This window comes from Nocardia sp. CC201C, from assembly GCF_030010695.1.
Taxonomy (GTDB): domain Bacteria; phylum Actinomycetota; class Actinomycetes; order Mycobacteriales; family Mycobacteriaceae; genus Nocardia; species Nocardia otitidiscaviarum.
Window position 1 is genome coordinate 1 of record NZ_JASCXP010000129.1, and the last position, 16,958, is coordinate 16,958.

Annotated in this window: 15 protein-coding genes and 2 pseudogenes; 10 read left to right on the plus strand and 7 right to left on the minus strand. The window is 69.5% G+C overall.

The window, feature by feature from the left end:
* Positions 1 to 243, minus strand: a pseudogene (locus QK444_RS15685) (alpha/beta hydrolase); the annotation flags it as partial.
* A 141-nt stretch (positions 244 to 384) separates the two neighbouring features.
* Here QK444_RS15685 and QK444_RS15690 point away from each other — a divergent pair.
* From QK444_RS15690 to QK444_RS15700, 3 genes are all read left to right on the plus strand, one after another.
* Positions 385 to 777 (plus strand): OB-fold nucleic acid binding domain-containing protein, encoded by a 393-nt coding sequence (locus QK444_RS15690; protein ID WP_029924106.1) that lies wholly within the window; start codon positions 385 to 387, stop codon positions 775 to 777.
* A 204-nt stretch (positions 778 to 981) separates the two neighbouring features.
* Positions 982 to 1,557, plus strand: a complete 576-nt coding sequence (locus tag QK444_RS15695) for a DUF3159 domain-containing protein (RefSeq protein WP_039815559.1) — start codon at positions 982 to 984, stop codon at positions 1,555 to 1,557.
* A 157-nt stretch (positions 1,558 to 1,714) separates the two neighbouring features.
* Positions 1,715 to 2,425, plus strand: coding sequence for a sigma-70 family RNA polymerase sigma factor (locus QK444_RS15700; protein WP_282781016.1), 711 nt, complete (start codon positions 1,715 to 1,717; stop codon positions 2,423 to 2,425).
* Between the two features lie 47 nt (positions 2,426 to 2,472).
* Here QK444_RS15700 and QK444_RS15705 read toward each other — a convergent pair whose 3' ends face one another.
* Together QK444_RS15705 and QK444_RS15710 are read right to left on the minus strand one after the other, a co-directional pair.
* Complete coding sequence (locus QK444_RS15705) at positions 2,473 to 3,195, minus strand: TrkA family potassium uptake protein (protein ID WP_143981700.1); 723 nt, start codon at positions 3,193 to 3,195, stop codon at positions 2,473 to 2,475.
* Between the two features lie 2 nt (positions 3,196 to 3,197).
* Positions 3,198 to 3,863: a TrkA family potassium uptake protein gene (locus QK444_RS15710; protein WP_282781019.1), complete on the minus strand. Its 666-nt coding sequence runs from the start codon at positions 3,861 to 3,863 to the stop codon at positions 3,198 to 3,200.
* Between the two features lie 208 nt (positions 3,864 to 4,071).
* Here QK444_RS15710 and QK444_RS15715 point away from each other — a divergent pair, with 208 nt between their 5' ends.
* The gene (locus QK444_RS15715) at positions 4,072 to 6,063 is read left to right on the plus strand and encodes an APC family permease (RefSeq protein ID WP_282781021.1); all 1,992 of its coding nucleotides are present in this window, start codon (positions 4,072 to 4,074) and stop codon (positions 6,061 to 6,063) included.
* A complete protein-coding gene (locus tag QK444_RS15720; RefSeq protein ID WP_282781023.1) occupies positions 6,056 to 7,726 on the plus strand; it encodes a TRAM domain-containing protein in 1,671 nt (556 codons plus the stop codon). Before QK444_RS15715 ends, QK444_RS15720 begins: the two co-directional genes overlap by 8 nt.
* Before the next feature lie 11 nt (positions 7,727 to 7,737).
* On the opposite strand, the gene QK444_RS15725 is transcribed toward QK444_RS15720, so the two are convergent.
* Positions 7,738 to 8,316, minus strand: coding sequence for a M15 family metallopeptidase (locus tag QK444_RS15725; protein ID WP_282781024.1), 579 nt, complete (start codon positions 8,314 to 8,316; stop codon positions 7,738 to 7,740).
* 87 nt (positions 8,317 to 8,403) lie between these two features.
* Here QK444_RS15725 and QK444_RS15730 point away from each other — a divergent pair, with 87 nt between their 5' ends.
* Entirely contained in the window at positions 8,404 to 9,075 is a 672-nt protein-coding gene (locus QK444_RS15730; protein WP_282781026.1) for a response regulator transcription factor, read from the plus strand.
* Entirely contained in the window at positions 9,068 to 10,156 is a 1,089-nt protein-coding gene (locus QK444_RS15735) for a HAMP domain-containing sensor histidine kinase (protein WP_282781029.1), read from the plus strand. Before QK444_RS15730 ends, QK444_RS15735 begins: the two co-directional genes overlap by 8 nt.
* A gap of 47 nt (positions 10,157 to 10,203) precedes the next feature.
* On the opposite strand, the gene QK444_RS15740 is transcribed toward QK444_RS15735, so the two are convergent.
* Positions 10,204 to 10,584: a DUF1761 family protein gene (locus QK444_RS15740; protein WP_282781031.1), complete on the minus strand. Its 381-nt coding sequence runs from the start codon at positions 10,582 to 10,584 to the stop codon at positions 10,204 to 10,206.
* Positions 10,585 to 10,628: 44 nt separating this feature from the next.
* Here QK444_RS15740 and QK444_RS15745 point away from each other — a divergent pair, with 44 nt between their 5' ends.
* Positions 10,629 to 10,847 carry a TetR/AcrR family transcriptional regulator C-terminal domain-containing protein gene (locus tag QK444_RS15745; protein WP_282781040.1) on the plus strand — a complete coding sequence of 73 codons (219 nt, stop codon included), beginning with the start codon at positions 10,629 to 10,631 and terminating at the stop codon, positions 10,845 to 10,847.
* 110 nt (positions 10,848 to 10,957) lie between these two features.
* Positions 10,958 to 12,262, plus strand: a complete 1,305-nt coding sequence (locus tag QK444_RS15750; RefSeq protein WP_282781032.1) for a DoxX family protein — start codon at positions 10,958 to 10,960, stop codon at positions 12,260 to 12,262.
* An 8-nt stretch (positions 12,263 to 12,270) separates the two neighbouring features.
* On the opposite strand, the gene QK444_RS15755 is transcribed toward QK444_RS15750, so the two are convergent.
* Both QK444_RS15755 and glsA read right to left on the minus strand, forming a co-directional pair.
* Complete coding sequence (locus QK444_RS15755; protein WP_282781034.1) at positions 12,271 to 12,957, minus strand: SIMPL domain-containing protein; 687 nt, start codon at positions 12,955 to 12,957, stop codon at positions 12,271 to 12,273.
* A 114-nt stretch (positions 12,958 to 13,071) separates the two neighbouring features.
* Positions 13,072 to 14,887, minus strand: a pseudogene (gene glsA, locus QK444_RS15760) (glutaminase A).
* A gap of 274 nt (positions 14,888 to 15,161) precedes the next feature.
* Between glsA and dxs the strand changes: the two are divergent.
* On the plus strand, positions 15,162 to 16,958 hold a 1,797-nt coding region (gene dxs / locus QK444_RS15765; RefSeq protein ID WP_282781036.1), incomplete at its 3' end, for a 1-deoxy-D-xylulose-5-phosphate synthase.

Below are 16,958 nucleotides of genomic sequence, written 5' to 3' on the forward strand. Positions count from 1 at the left end.
GGCCCAGTCGACCGCGACGGCCGCGCCGAGTGAGATTCCGGCGATCAGCACCGGCCCGGAGCGGGCGGCGGCGTCCAGGGCGGCACGGTAGCTCGCGACCACGCCGCGCGCATCCGGGTCGACCGCGTGCAACGGCAGATCGAATGCGGCACAGGCGGTTTCGAAGGCGCGCCGGGCGAAGTGGGCGTCGGATCCGGTTCCGGGCAGAGCGACGGCGATCGCCGGACGGGGTAGATCGGGCACCCGGATGAGGCTACTCACGTCGGGCGCGCGTGGCGGGGGCAGGCCCACACCTCTACAGTGGCGGTGTACGGCCGAAGCCGGTCGTGTGGGAAACCCGACGACGTGAGACCCACGCCGTCTTGCTCTACAGGGAAGTGCGAGATGCCATCCTCGGGTGGGAAGGACACACCCTCCGGTTATTTCCGGCGGTTGAGCCGCCGGCTGACCGAGGACCTGGATCGATTGGACGCCGAGGAACTCGCCGAGACGTCGGAGGCGTCGGGGGCCTGTCGGGCGTCGGAGTGTCGACGGGGTGAAGAGGTCACCATGCTGGGTCGGCTGCGCAGTGTCGAAGCCTGTCCCAAGGCGGCCGGTGCGGAGGTCGAGGCGGAGTTCTTCGACGGCACCGACAGCATCGCCCTGGTGTGGATCGGGCGCCGCCGCATCCCCGGCATCGAACCGGGACGTAGGATTCTGGTCCGCGGCCGGATCGGTGAACGCGCCGGCGGCAAGGTGATCTACAACCCCTACTACGAACTCCACGAGAAATCCTGAGGCATGCCGATACCGAGCAGCGACGACAAGGGTACGAACTTCCGCACCGCCGGGCAGCCGGGCAGCGTCGACGACGCGGCGCTCGCCGCCGCCGAGCGGTCCATTTTCGATGGCGCGGACCAGGCCCTGCTCGCCGCTGCCGGCCGCGAGGCCGCCGCGGAGGAGGCCCGCGAGGAGCGGGTCGAACAGTCGCTGCTCGAGCAGATGGGCGGTTTCAGTGGCCTGATCTACTCGTCACTGCCCGTTGTGGTGTTCGTGCCGGTGAATACCTGGCGCGGCCTCACCACCGCCATCTGGGCGGCCCTGGGGGTCGCTACGGCCATTCTGATCTGGCGGATCGTGCGTCGCGATCCGGTCCAGCCCGCCATCTCCGGATTCCTCGGGGTGGGCGTGTGCGCCTTCATCGCCTACCGCATGGGTGAGGCCAAGGGCTTCTTCCTGTTCGGCATCTACGCCAGCCTGGTGTACGCGGGCGCGTTCGTGCTGTCGCTGCTGGTGCGCTGGCCGCTGGCCGGTGTCATCTGGGGTTTCCTGAACGGCCACGGCAGCGACTGGCGGTCCGACCGCCGGGCCATGCGCCTCTACGACCTGGCCACCGCGGTGTGGGCGGTGGTGTTCAGTGCCCGCTACGTGGTGCAGAACCACTTCTACGACGCCGACTCCACGGGGCTGCTGGCCGCGGCCCGCATCGCCATGGGCTGGCCGTTGACGGCGGTCGCCCTGCTGGTGACCGTCTGGGCGGTGCGCCGCGCCGGGCACCTGCCCGCGCGCAAGCCCTGATGCGCGAGCCCTGGTTTCCGGGGGCACTTATCGCGCGAAGCGCGCCGGACGCAACACCTTTGGGGGCATCGGTGGCATAAAGGTGGATCCCAACCCACCCCTGGGGTACCTATTTCGGCGCTTCGGTTCGCAGCAACATCGTTTGTGACAGGAAACGATGAAAGGACCGGAGTTGGTTACCGAGGGCAAGGCAGCGGCGACGTCGGACATCCGCGACGAGGGGCGCGGTTCGGCGGCGCAGGGCGCCTCGCGCCGGCATCTGGCGGGGCGGGGTTCCAAGAACAGTGCGGCGACGTCGGAGAGTCGCCGGGCGGCAGCCGAATTGGAGAAGCTGATCGGACCGGCCGCCAGCGGTGACAAGCACGCGGTATCGGACATGCTGCGGATCGTGTATCCGCTGGTGCGCCGCTACTGTGCGGCCCGCATGAGCGGCGCGGCCCATCTGCACGTCACCACCGACGATGTGGCGCAGGAGATCTGCCTGGCGACCGTGCAGGCGATTCCGCGCTACCGCGACCAGGGCAAGTCGTTCCTGGCCTTCGTCTACGGCATCTCGGCCAACAAGGTGGCCGACGCCTACCGCCGGGCGCAGGTGCACCCGGCCTATCCGGTGGCGGAGTTCCCGGACGAGCCGAATACCGAGGCGGGGCCGGAGGAGCGGGCGCTGGCGTCGGAGGCCAGAGCCGCCACCCGGGAACTCATGAAGGTGCTGGCACCCACTCATCGTGAGGTGCTGGTCATGCGCATCGTGCTGGGGTGGACGGCCGCGGAGACGGCGGAGGCGATCGGCACCAGTCCGGGCGTGGTGCGGGTCATGCAGCATCGCGCGCTGAACAAGCTGCGCGCCGAGTTGCGGGCCGCGTCCTGAGCGCCGGGCCGGATCGGACGCCCGCGGCGCATCCGGTCCGGGGCCTGTCAGGAGGCGAAATCGGCTCCGGTGGAGAACTCCGCCGGGGTCGCGGCCGTGCCGGGGCCGAAACCGTTGACGCCGAGGGCCTTCCGTAGCTCGTCCTCGGCTTCCACGGAGGTGACGAACAGCAGTTCGTCTTCCCCTTCGAGCGGGTCGTCGCCCTGCGGCACGATCACCCGTCCGCCGCGCAGAATGGTCACCAGCGCGACGTCGCGGGGGATGGCGAGGGTGCGAACGGCCTTGCCCGCCAGCGGTGTATCGGTCGGCAGTGTGATCTCCACCAGATTGGCCTGACCCTGGCGCAGGGTCATCAGCCGCACCAGATCGCCCACCGACACCGCCTCCTCCACCAGGGAGGCCAGCAGGCGCGGTGTCGAGACGGCCACGTCCACGCCCCAGGACGTGTCGAACAGCCACTCGTTGCGCGGGTCGTTGACGCGCGCCACCACCCGCCGCACCCCGAACTCGGTCTTGGCGAGCAGGCTGAACACCAGGTTCACCTTGTCGTCGCCGGTGGCGGCGATGACCACCTCGTAGGTCTCCAGATCCGCTTCCTCGAGCAGTTCCAGTTCGCACGCGTCGGCGTGCACCCAGACGGCGGTGGGGGCGACGGTGGGGTCGATATGGTCGAGGCGGCGTTCGAGCAGCATCACCTCGTGGCCGCCGCGCAGTAGTTCCTGGGCGATGCTGCGGCCGACGGCTCCGGCCCCGGCAATGGCTACCTTCATGATCAGTCCTCGTGGGCGGGTGCGGTGGTGGCCAGGGCGACGGCCTCGCCGACGGTGCCCGAGGTCGCGGCGATGTAGACGGCGTCGTCCGCCTGCAGCACGGTTTTTCCGGTGGGCAGGACGCCCTGTCCGAAGCGGATGATGAACGCGACGCGCGCGCCGATCGTGCCCTCCAGGTCGGTGACGGTGCGGCCGTACCAGTCCTCGTGCAGGGTGAGTTCGGTGACCGCGACGGTGCCGGTGGGGTCGCGCCACGAGGTGGTGGCCTGGTCGGAGACGAGGGTGCGCAGGAAGCGGTCGGTGGTCCAGGGCACGGTGGCGATGGTCGGGATGCCCAGCCGCTCGTAGACGGCGGCGCGCTTGGCGTCGTAGATGCGGGCGACCACGCGTTCCACGCCGAAGGTTTCGCGCGCGACCCGCGCCGAGATGATGTTGGAGTTGTCGCCGGAGGATACGGCGGCGAATGCGCCCGCCCGTTCGATTCCCGCGCGAGTCAGGACATCTCGGTCAAATCCGACACCGGTGACGCACATTCCGGGAAAATCGCGGCCCAGGCGCAGGAAGGCGCTCGAGTTCTGGTCGATCACCGCGACCTCGTGACCGATGCGGACCAGGGCCCGCGCGAGGGCGGAGCCCACTCGCCCACACCCCATGATCACTACGTACACCGTTCGAACCCCATTCCCGAAAACGTGGTGTGCGGTCTGGTTGCTTGTCCGGGGGGCAACCGTACCGCCCATGTTCCTCCGAGGCCACGTTCCCCCTCCTGAATGCTTTCAAACCGGAACGAGAATTTCTCACATCGAAGAGGTGCATATCGGCCGCCCGGCCGCGCCGCGAATAACGCATGCCCCGGGCTGCCTTATGCTGCCTCGAGTGTCGAAGTTGACGACGGCCGCCAAACGCATGGTGGTGGGCCGCCCCTTCCGTAGCGATTCGCTGGGGCACACGCTGCTACCCAAACGGATCGCCCTGCCGGTGTTCGCCTCCGATGCGCTGTCGTCGGTGGCGTACGCGCCGGAGGAGATCTTCCTGGTGCTGTCGGTGGCCGGGCTGTCGGCGTACGTGTACGCGCCCTGGATCGGCATCGCGGTGGCGGTGGTGATGGCCGTCGTGGTGGCCAGCTACCGGCAGAACGTGCACGCCTACCCCTCCGGCGGCGGCGACTACGAGGTGGCGACCAAGAATCTCGGTCCCACGGCGGGCCTCACCGTCGGCAGTGCGCTGCTGGTGGACTACGTGCTCACGGTGGCGGTGTCGATCTCCTCGGCGGCCTCCAACATCGGTTCGGCGGTGCCGTTCGTAGCCACGCACAAGGTGCTGTTCGCGGTGGTGGCCATCGCGCTGCTGACCGCCATGAACCTGCGTGGCGTGCGCGAATCCGGCACCATGTTCGCCATCCCCACCTACGCCTTCATGTTCGGCATGTTCGCCATGCTGATCTGGGGATTCTTCCGCACCGACGTGCTGGGTGAGACGGTGCACGCCGAGTCCTACGGCTTCGAACTGCAATCCGACGAGGACCATCTGCTCGGCATCGCGCTGGTCTTCCTCATCGCGCGCGCCTTCTCCTCCGGCTGTGCGGCGCTGACCGGTGTGGAGGCCATCAGCAACGGGGTGCCCGCCTTCCGGAAACCCAAGTCCCGCAATGCCGCCACCACCCTGCTGTTGCTCGGCGTCATCGCCGTCACACTGTTCATGAGCATGATCGTGCTCGCCCAGCGGGTCGGCATCGTGTACGCGGAGAATGTGAAGGATCTCGTCGGCGCGCCGGCGGGCTACGAGCAGAAGACCCTGATCGCGCAGCTGGCGCACGCGGTGTTCTCCGAATTCCCGATCGGGTTCTTCTTCATCACCATCGTCACCGCGCTGATCCTGGTGCTGGCGGCCAATACCGCCTTCAACGGATTCCCGGTGCTGGCGTCGGTGCTGGCGCAGGACCGGTTCCTGCCCCGGCAGCTGCACACCCGCGGCGACCGGCTGGCCTTCAGCAACGGCATCATCTTCCTGGCGGGCGGGGCCATCGCCTTCGTGGTGCTGTTCGGCGCGGAGGTGACGCATCTCATCCAGCTCTACATCGTCGGCGTGTTCGTCTCGTTCGTGCTGAGCCAGACGGGCATGCTGCGGCACTGGACGCGGCTGCTGCGCACCGAGACCGATCCGGAGCAGCGGGCGCGGATGAAGCGCTCGCGCGTGATCAACGCCATCGGCCTCACGATGACCGCCGCCGTGCTCATCATCGTGCTGGTCACCAAGTTCCTGGCGGGGGCGTGGATCGCCATCGTCACCATGGCGTCCATCTTCGGGCTCATGAAACTCATTCGCCGCCACTACGACACGGTCGCGCGCGAACTCGACGAGACCGAATGGGACGGTGTGCTGCCCAGCCGCACCCACTCCATCGTGCTGGTGTCCAAACTGCATCTGCCGACCAAGCGCGCCATCGCCTACGCTCGCGCCACTCGGCCCGACACGCTCGAGGCCATCACCGTGAACGTCGACGAACCCGACACCCGCGCGCTGGTGCGGGAATGGGAGCGCAGCGATATCGCGGTGCCGCTCAAGGTGATCGAATCGCCGTATCGGGAGATCACCAAGCCGGTGGTGGACTACGTGAAGCGGCTGCGCAAGGATTCCCCGCGCGACGTGGTCACCGTGTTCATCCCCGAATACGTGGTGGGCCGCTGGTGGGAACAGTTGCTGCACAACCAGAGCGCGCTGCGGCTCAAGGGGCGCCTGCTGTTCGAACCCGGCGTCATGGTGACCAGCGTGCCCTGGCAGCTCAGCTCCTCGACCAAGGCCCGCCGCGACGGCGAGGTCAGCGCACCGGGCGCGATCCGGCGTGGATTCGGTGACGGGCGTGGGTGACTGGCGCGGAGCCGAACTGGAGGTACGCCTCGGCCCACCCGGGCACGGCGGCTTCTGCGTGGCCCGGCACGAGGGTCGGGTCTTGTTCGTCCGGCACGGCCTGCCCGGCGAGCTGGTCCGCGCCCGCGTGACCGAGGACCGCGGCGGATCCTTCTGCCGCGCCGAAGCATTCGAGATCCTGGAGCCGTCTCCGGACCGAGTGCCCGCCCTGTGCCCGGTCTCGGGTGTCGGCGGCGCGGGCTGCTGTGATTTCTCCTACGCCACCCCCGAGGCGCAGCGCGGGCTGAAGGCGATGGTGGTCACCGAGCAGCTGCGACGGCTGGCCGGATGGGAGACCGAGATCGTCGTCGAACCGATCCCGGTGGACCTCGGCCTGCTGCGCCGGACGGCGACCTCGAACCCGCTGGGTCCGAACAGCGTGCCGACTCCGGATGATGATGCGCTCACCGGCGGTGGGCGATCCGGTGGGACGGCACCGGGGGAGTCGGTATCCGGCGACTCCGGGACAGCGGCCGGGCGGCGACCCGGCGGCCGTGCGCCCGGGAACACGGAACCGATCCGAGGCTGGCGCAGCCGGGTACGGCTGGCCGTGGACTCCGAGGGGCGGGCCGGGGTGCATCGCTATCGCGGGGCGGAGGTGATTCCCGACCTGCGGTGTCCGCAGCCGGTGGCCGGTGCGATGGCGGGTATCGCCGAGCGCATCTGGACGCCCGGGGCGGATCTCGTGGTCGCGGTGGACGGGGACGGGCAGCGTCATATCGTCGAACTGAGTCCTCCGGACAGCGGTGCGGCGGGGAGCCGTCGGGCCGAGCACGCCGATCGACGGACCGGCTATGGACCGCCGGGTGGTCGCGGGGGCGCGGATCGTGGCGTACGGGGTGGCAGCCGTGGCCGACACGGCGATGTGGGCGGCCGTCACGGTGGCGCGGTCGGCGACCGCCGCAACAGGCCGGACGGTCGCGGCAGGAGCGGCTCGGAGAACGACCGAAGTGGCCCGTACAGCGACCGCCGGGGTCGGTCGAACGATGATCGCCGGGGCGCGACCGCGCGCCGGGCGGCGGCACATGCGTCACGTACCGAAACCGTGGTCGAGGGCACCGGCCGGGCGGTCCAGTATGTGGCGGGTCGGCGTTGGGAGCTGTCGGCCACCGGGTTCTGGCAGCCGCATATCGGTGCGGCGCAGTGCTATTCGGATGTGGTGGCCGAATGGGCGTACGCCTCGCCCGGCGCATTGGCCTGGGATCTGTACTGCGGGGTCGGCGTTTTCGCCGCGCGGGTGGCCGAACAGGTCGGCGCCACCGGTGCGGTATCGGGTGTCGAGCTCGCGCGGACGGCCGTCGCCGACGGCACCGCGGCACTGGGCGACCTGCCGTGGGTGCGGCTGCGCGCCGAGCGGGTCGAGCGCTGGATTGCCGAACAGCCCTCGGCCACACCGGAAGTCGTGGTACTCGATCCACCCCGGGCGGGCGCGGGCAAGGAGGTGGTGGCGGCGCTCGCCGCACGCTCGCCGCGCCGCATCGTGCACATCGGCTGCGATCCGGCCGCGTTCGCCCGCGACATCGGCCTCTACCGGGATGCGGGCTACCTGGTCACCGAGTTGCGTGCCTTCGACGCTTTTCCCGGTACCCACCACGTGGAATGCCTCGCGCTGCTGGAACTGTGAGACGTGACCGGTCACGGGCGGGGCGCGATTCGCGGACGGGGCCGGTTCGGGTCCGCGGGGCGTCGCATCCTCGGATCGTGGGCCGGATCGGGGTACATGGGGACACAACCACCGTGGATCGCCTCGGGGCGCAGTTCGTAATGCCACGGCTCGTTGGCGTAGATCTGGCACAGGCCGTAGCGGGTACCGTGCGCGGCAAGCCACCGCGCGGCCTCCGGGGCGAGGTCGACGGCGTCGCCCGTCACATGCGCCGACGTTTCCGGGGTCGCGACCCACCGGGTGGCGGCCTGTAGCGAACCGTACTTCGTGACCGCCTCACGCAGCAGACGATTCTGGTGATCCGGGGAGCGCCAGCCGCTGTTGACGACGAACGTGACCCCGTCGGCGGCGGCGTCGGACGCCGCCTGCCGCAGTGCTCGGAGTAATTCGGGGGTCAGGTTCGCGACGCCGGGGTACCGGTCGTCGAACACCGTCGCATCGCGGGGCAGTCCACCGTCGGCCTCCGCGAATTCTCCGCAGGCCACGGGGATCGAGGTGAGGGCGGCGAACAGTGCCAGGGCGAGCCTGCGGGTAATGGGGCTGGTTCTCATGCCGCCAGTCAAGGCAGCGGGGTGTTGCCGCCTCGTAAGCCGTTTTGCATACGTCGGCGAAATACGACGGCACCTAGCATCGAGACCATGCGCGTATTGGTGGTGGAGGACGAGCCCTACCTGGCAGAGGCCGTTCGCGACGGGCTGCGCCTGGCCGCGATCGCCGCCGACATCGCCGGTGACGGTGACACCGCGATGGAACTGTTGAGCATCAATACCTATGACATCGCCGTCCTCGACCGCGATATCCCCGGGCCCTCCGGCGACGAGATCGCCGAACGCATCGTCGCCTCCGGTAGCGGCATGCCCATTCTGATGTTGACCGCCGCCGACCGGCTCGACGACAAGGCGTCCGGATTCGAGCTCGGCGCCGACGACTATCTCACCAAACCTTTCGAACTCCGAGAACTCGTGCTCCGGCTGCGGGCGCTGGACCGTCGGCGCGCGCACAGTCGACCGCCGGTGCGGGAAATCGCCGGACTGCGGGTGGATCCGTTCCGCCGCGAGGTCTATCGCGACGGACGCTATATCGCGCTCACGCGCAAGCAATTCGCGGTGCTCGAGGTTCTGGTCGCCGCGGAAGGCGGAGTGATCAGCGCCGAGGAATTGCTGGAGCGAGCATGGGACGAGAACGCCGACCCGTTCACGAACGCGGTGCGGATCACCGTATCGGCCTTGCGGAAGCGACTCGGTGAACCCGGCCTCATCGCCACCGTGCCCGGCGTCGGCTACCGGATCGACGAATCCGCCCATGAATAGGGCGCCCGGGCTGAGCGTCCGCCTCAAGCTCACGCTCAGCTACACCGGGTTCCTCATGCTCGCGGGCGTGCTGCTGCTGGCCGCCGTATGGGTGTTCCTGCTGCGTGACCTGCCGGTCGGGAATGTCGTTCCCGACCCCGCCAATCTCCCGCTCATTGTCGACCCGTCCAATTTCGGTCCGGGTGTGTTCGGCACGGCCGCGGCCGCGGTGCTGGCGTTCCTGCTGGTATTCGGTCTGGTGGGCGGCTGGCTGCTGGCCGGCCGCATGCTCGCGCCGCTGGACAGTATCGCCGCGGCCACCCGGGCCGCCGCGAATGGCTCGCTCGCGCACCGAATTCGGCTTCCGGGCCGCCGCGACGAGTTCCGTGAACTCGCCGACGCGTTCGACGGCATGCTCGCGCGGCTGGAGTCGCATATCGCCGAACAGCGCAGGTTCGCCGCGAATGCCTCGCACGAACTGCGCACACCGTTGGCGATCACGCGGACGCTGCTGGAGGTCGCCCGCGACGATCCGGATCGCCGCACCGGCGAACTCGTCGAACGCCTGCACGCCGTCAATTCGCGGGCGATCGAGTTGACCGAAGCGCTGCTCCTGCTCAGCCGCGCCGATCAGCGTTCCTTCGCGCGGGAACCCGTGGACCTGTCGCTGCTGGCCGAGGAGGCCACCGAAACACTGCTCCCTGTCGCCGAAGCGCGCGGGATCACCATCGAAACCTCCGGCGACATCACCCCGACCGTCGGCTCACCCGCGCTCCTGCTGCAACTGACGACGAATCTCGTGCACAACGCGCTCGTGCACAATGTCGCCGACCGAGGCATCGTGTGGGTGACGACCACGATGCACCCCGGCGCGGTCACACTCACGGTCGAGAACACCGGCGAAATGCTGTCGGCCCAGGTGGTGTCGACCCTCGTCGAGCCGTTCCGCCGCGGCACCGAACGCATACGCGCCGATCACGCCGGCGTGGGGCTCGGGCTGGCCATCGTCGAGAGCATCACCCGAGCGCACGACGGAACGCTCACGCTCACACCGCGCGCCGCCGGTGGGCTGCGTGTCACGGTGCGGCTGCCGGGGGTCTGAAGGCGGTCCGGCGTCGAGGAGATCACCGAGGCGGTGCGGCGTGGTGGTCAGATGAACAGGCCGAGCACGGCACCGCTGACAACCAGCTTGAGGACCCAGTCGGTCATGTGCACGAGTGCGGTCGGGATCGGGACGTTCTCGTGCACGATCGCACCGGCGAGGATGGTCACCGGGAGAATCGCCACGATCGCGCCCAGCGCCGCTCCGGCGCCGACGCCGTGTCGATCACCGGCCAGCAGCAATGCCGCCAGGACCGCCGCCGCGAGCAGGCCGCGCAGTACGACGAACCCCATCTGCGCGGGCACGCCGATTCCGGGGCGCGGGGTGCTCGTCCGGGATATCAGCGCGGTGATCGGAGGTATCGCGTAGAGGGCCGCGCTGAGGGCGAACGAGACGACCGCCGCGAGGCAGACACCGGCAACAATCATGGCCATCTCCTTTAGTACTGATCAGTTCTAAAACTAGGCGGGCAATCCGCAATGTCGGTGATCTCGCCGCGACGTTGCAGACCCTGGACGCGCGTGGCCTACTGTGCGTCCCCGACCCCGCGACGGCCGCGCAACAGCTCACGTGGCTGGTCGTGGGTGCGCCGCTGAACGCCCGGATGCTCGATGCCACCGCACCGGTCCCCGACACGGTCGACGCGGCGATCGACGTGTTCCTGACCGCCTATCGGCCGCATCCGGGCTGAACCGGACACCGATGTGTCCCAAGGGTATTCGAGGTATCATCCGACGCATATCGCCGGTGTATCGAAAAACGCATACGTGCCGACCACACCGCGCCGTCTTGTCTTGATGCGTGCATCGCAGCCTTTCAGCATCGACCACGACCACGGCGGGTTGGCGGTGGGTCGTCTTTCGTTTCTGCTTCGTCTACTTCAGCTTGTACTGCCTGCTCCTCACCGTGATCCCGTTCACGCTCCTGGGTCTGCTCGGACGGTGGGTCCATCGCCTCGGCGGGAAGTGGACCGTCGCCCCGGCCGACCCGATCACCGGGTGGGTGGGCCGGACGTTCTTCGGCGTCGACGCCGTGCTGCACCGGGACTCGGGAGCCGGTGACCAGACGGCGAACTGGGTGCTGGCGTTCTCCATCCTGGTGGTCGCGATCGTGGTCGCCGCGGTGTGGACCGGCTTCGCTCGCCGGACCGCGCACCCCCGAATGGCGGCGTGGTTCACCGTCTTCCTGCGGCTGTGCCTGGGTGGGGTGATGGTGAGTTTCGGAGTCGCCAAGCTGATCCCGACCCAGATGCCCGGCCCGACGCTGGCACAGCTGTTGCAGCCGTACGGGGATCTGAGTCCGGCCTCGGTGCTGTGGCTACAGGTCGGCAGCTCGCATCCGTACGAGATGGCGCTCGGTGCGGCGGAATTCGTGGCCGGGCTGTTGCTGTTCGTGCCCCGGACAGCGGTATCGGGTGCACTGGCGAGTGTGCTCTGCATGGCTCAGGTGCTGCTGTTGAACCTGACCTTCGACATACCGGAGAAACTGCTGTCCGGGCACCTGCTGCTGATGGGTCTGATCCTGCTCGCGCCCTACTGTGCGCGACTGTTCGACCTGTTCGTGCGGCAGCGCCCGTGCCGACCGTTGACGCCGCCCACGCTGTTCGCCGACGCTCGGAAGAACCGCATCGCCGGGTGGGTTCAGGTCGCCGTCGGCCTCTGGGTCGTGCTGGGCGGCTACGACCGCTGGCAGGTCTGGCAGGAGCAGTACGGTCCCGACCGCCCGAAGTCCGAGCTGTACGGGATCTGGGAGGTGCGCGAGTTCACCCTCGACGGACAACCGGTACCACCGTTGACGACCGACGAGAATCGGTGGCAGCGACTGGTTTTCGACGACCCCGCGGAAGCGACCTATCAACGGATGAACGGGGAACTGGTGGCGGCGCGCGCCGAATTCCACCCGGACGGGCAGGTGATACTCAGCGACGAGACGAGGCAACCGTTCGCGATGCTGTCGGTCGAGCGACCGGTGCCGGATCGGCTGTCACTGCGCGGGACATTGCGTGGCCGCCCGATCACGGTCACGCTGGAACGCATCGACCCGAACAGCTTCACCCTGAACAGTCGCGGATTCCATTGGGTGCAGGACTATCCGTACTTCCGATAGGGACCTGTTCAGCTCAGCTGCCAGGTGACGCGCAGGCTCGCGGACAGTTCGCTCTCGCCGAGTTCGAGGGGAATCTCCGGGGCTCCGCCCATCCCGGCGGATTTGGCGGCGACGGCGTAGGCGCGGGGGACCGGGGTGGGCATCGAGGTGTTCTCGGTGATCTCCAGCACCGGTCCGAGGGTGCGTCCGGCGCGGGTGGCGTACCGGGTGGCCTTGGCGAGGGCGTTGTCCCAGGCAGCGTCGCGCGCGCGTTCCAGCAGCGCCTCCTCGTCGGAGACGGTGAGGTGCAGCCCACCGAGACGGACGTCGTCGCCGCCCGCGTCCACGGCGTGTGCGATGACGGTGGCCGGGGGAGTGCCGGATGCCGTTGCGGCACCGGTAGTTCCGACATCGCGGAGTGCCACGGTCAGTGCGGTGGTGGCGATGTAGCCGGTGATGCGTTCGCGATTCTCCGCCCACGCGGTGTCGGTGCGCACCGACAGCCCGCTGGTGGCGATATCGGTGGACCGCACTCCGTCCCCGCGCAGGCTGGCGACCACCGCGTCACTGCGCTCCCCGGCGCGGGCGTACGCGGCCGACACGGTCTCCGCTCGCGACTCGATGGAGATGGTGACCCGCATGAGATCCGGCGTGGCGCGGGCCGCCCCGCTGCCGAAGGTGGTGACGGTGCCGGTCTCGGTGCTGGTCACGGGCATTCCTCCTGGTGCGGCGGACGGGTCACGGCCGATGCTACCCACGCCGCGACAGCGCCCGCACCGCCGCGTCGTGGTATGCGGTACGGTGCGCCCGTCGGCGGCGACGAGTCGAATTCAGTACGCCCCGCCGTGGGCGGCCAGGGCGCGCACCGCCGCGTCGGCCTGGCCGTACGCGGCGGCGGCCAGGCGTTCGAGCAGGGCGACCTCGAGCGCCGGGGCCTGCTGGGTGAGGGTGTCGAAGCGGTCGGGTGTGAGCACCGCCAGGCTGACGGTGGTCTCGGCGAGGATGTCGTTGGGGAACGGTTGGTCGAGGATCAGGGAGATCTCGCCGAAGGACATCCCGGCCGTGAGGGTGACGAGGCGGTGGCGGCGGCCGTCGCGGCCGGTGAACCCGATCCGCACCCGGCCGTCGAGAACGAGGTACAGGCCCGAGCGCGGACTGCCCGCGGCCACGATGGTCTCACCGCGCGCCAGCGTGCGTACCGTGAATTCCGCTGCCAGGGAGTGCCGTTGGTCCTCGGACAGCCCGGCCAGCGCGGGGTGGCCCGCCACGGGGACGGCCGTGCGCTGTGCGGGCGGCCCGTGGCGGTCGAGCACGACCTGTTCACACCATTCCGCGGCGCTGTCCCGGTCGATGAACACCCGCTCGTGCGGATCGTCGGGATCGAGGCTCGATGCCAACTGCCCGAGTGTGGCGTCCCGGGTCCACCAGTGCGACCCGGCAGCCGGTGGCGGCCAGTGCGGTGCGCAGCTCCGCCAGCATGCGCACCGCGATGGCGCTCACATCGCCCACCTCGCGCACGTCGAGCACCAGCGCGTCCAGCTCCCCGGGGAACTCCTCCACCGCCCGCACCGCCGACTCCGCACCCGCGAACAGCAGGTCACCGTGCAGTTCGACAATGCGCGCCCGGTCACCGAAGCGTTCCAGCACCGCCAGTTCCGCTCCCTCGCGGCGCAGCTGCGACGGCGCTTCCGCCACCGAATAGGCCGCCCGGATGGCGGTGTGCGCGGCGCGGGTCACGTGCAGGAAGTGCAGGGCCCAGCCGATCCGACAGCTCCCGGCACGCCCGCACCCCGCGCACGCTGCTGCCGTGCGCGTCCAGCCGCGGCGAGGACACGGCGATGCCGAGCTGTCCGGGCAGCACCGCCAGAATCCCGCCGCCCACACCGCTTTTCGCGGGCAAACCCACCGTGGTCACCCAGTCTCCGGCGGCGTCGTACATACCGCAGGTGGTCATGACGCTGAGCACCTGCCGCACCAGCGGCGCGGTGAGCGCGCGTTCGCGGGTCCGCGGATGCACCCCGTTGTTGGCCAGCGTGGCCGCCATCAGCGCGAGGTCGCGGCAGGTGATGTCGATGGAGCACTGCCGGAAGTAGCGGTCCACCGCCTCGTCCGGATCGCCGTCGATGATGCCCGCGCCACGCAGCAGATAGCCGATGGCGCGGTTGCGGTAGCCCGTGCGCGCCTCGGAGGCGTACACGCCTCGTTGAGCCGCAGCTCACGTCCGGCGAACCGGCTGTAGCTGCGCCGGACGCGTTCGAACCGGTCGGCGGCGTCGCGGCCGGTGACCAGGGCCGCCGCGGCGATCGCGCCCGCGTTGATCATCGGATTGCGCGGCCACTGGGTGCCGGGGTCGAGACTGAGCTCGAAGAACGGCTCCCCGCTCGGCTCCACGTCGATGCGCTCGGCCACCGCCGCCGGACCGCGGTCGGCCAGCGCCAGCGCGTAGGTGAACGGTTTGGAGATCGACTGGATGGTGAAGCGGGTGTCCAGGTCTCCGCTGCCGTACACCCGCCCGTCGGCGGTGGCCAGGCAGAGCCCGAACGAATCCGGTTGTACCGCGGCGAGTTCCGGTATGTAGTCGGCCAGCGCGCCGGAGCCGTCGGCGCGGCAGATGCGGTACACCTCGGCGACGATGCGGGCCACCACGCCGTCGCGAGACCGCGCGGTGTCGGCATGCGGTGCGGGCACCGATTCACTGTATCCAGGGCCCGGCCGGAATCCGGGAGGTCGAACAGGCGTGCCCCACCGCCGCCCGTTGTCCGCCCCGACCCCGCCGACGGCCCGCGCGAACCCGGGTATCGTGTGTAACCTCACATTCGAAGCCGATGTCGCAGGTGGGGTTTCATTCCCGGCATCGGGGGCCGGTAGGGGCTCCGTAGACTGTGGCAAACACAGGAGTTTTCCGGAGGGAGCAATAGCCGTGGGAGTGCTTTCCCGGGTCGATACGCCCGAGGACCTGCGTCGGCTGTCGGTACCGGAGCTGGGCGAGTTGGCCGAGGAGATTCGCGAGTTCCTGGTGCGGAAGGTCGCCGCGACGGGCGGTCACCTGGGGCCGAACCTCGGCGTCGTGGAGCTGACCATCGCGCTGCACCGCATCTTCGACTCGCCGGCCGACCCGATCATCTTCGACACCGGCCACCAGGCGTACGTGCACAAGATGCTGACCGGCCGCAAGGACGGTTTCGACACGCTGCGCAAGCAGGGCGGGCTGTCCGGTTACCCGTGCCGCGCCGAGAGCGAGCACGACTGGGTGGAGTCCTCGCACGCCTCGGCCGCGCTGTCCTACGCCGACGGGCTGGCCAAGGCGTTCGCGCTGACCCGGCAGAAGCGGCATGTGGTCGCGGTGGTCGGCGATGGCGCGCTCACCGGCGGCATGTGCTGGGAGGCGCTGAACAATATCGCCGCCGGGCAGGACCGCTCGGTCGTCATCGTGGTGAACGACAACGGCCGCTCCTACGCGCCCACCATCGGCGGCCTGGCCGACCGGCTCACCGCGCTGCGCATGCAGCCCGCCTACGAGCACGCCCTCGACGCCACCAAACGCATCGTGCAGTCCATTCCCCGGGTGGGCGAACCGGCCTACTCGATGCTGCACGCGCTCAAAACCGGCATCAAGGACGCGGTCGCGCCGCAGGAGCTGTTCGGCGACCTCGGGCTGAAATACGTGGGTCCGGTGGACGGGCACGACCCGGTGGCCCTGGAAGCGGCGCTGCGGCGGGCCAAGGACTTCGGCGGCCCGGTGGTGGTGCACGCGGTCACCCAGAAGGGGCGCGGTTTCAAACCGGCCGAGGACCACGTGGCCGATCAGATGCACGCCGTGGGCCGCATCGATCCCGAGACCGGCGAGCCGGTCGGCAAATCCGGGGCGCAGAGCTGGACCGCGGTGTTCTCCGAGGAACTCATCGCCCAGGCCGAACAGCGCGACGACATCGTGGCCATCACCGCCGCCATGCCCGGACCGACCGGGCTGAGCGCGTTCGGGAACCGCTTCCCGGAGCGCATGTTCGACGTCGGCATCGCCGAACAGCACGGTATCGCCTCGGCGGCCGGGCTGGCGCTGGGCGGCATGCATCCGGTGGTCGCCATCTACTCCACCTTCCTCAACCGCGCCTTCGACCAGCTGCTCATGGATGTGGCGCTGCTGAAGCTGCCGGTGACGCTGGTGCTCGACCGGGCCGGCCTCACCGGCGACGACGGCGCCTCGCACAACGGCATGTGGGATATGTCGGTGCTGGGCATCGTGCCCGGAATGCGCGTGGCCGCCCCGCGCGACGCGGCCACCCTGCGTGAGGAACTGGGCGAGGCGCTGCTGATCAACGACGGCCCGACCGCCATCCGCTTCCCGAAAGGCACGGTGTGCGAGGAGATCTCGGCCATCGAGCGGCATGACGGCATCGACGTGCTGCACCTGCCCGACGGCCGGGAATCGGTGCGGTCGGTGCACGGCGATGTGCTGCTGGTCGGCGTCGGCTGTTTCGCGGAACTGGCCATGCGCACCGCGGAACTGCTGGAGGCGGAAGGGATTTCGGTCACCGTCATCGATCCGCGCTGGGTGCTGCCGGTCAACGAGGGCATCGTGAAACTGGCCGAGCACCACCGCATGGTGGTGACGCTCGAGGACAGCGGACTGCACGGCGGTATCGGCTCCTCGGTCTCGGCGCGGATCCGCGCCGCCGGACTGGACGTGCCGACCCCGGAGATCGGTGTGACGCAACGC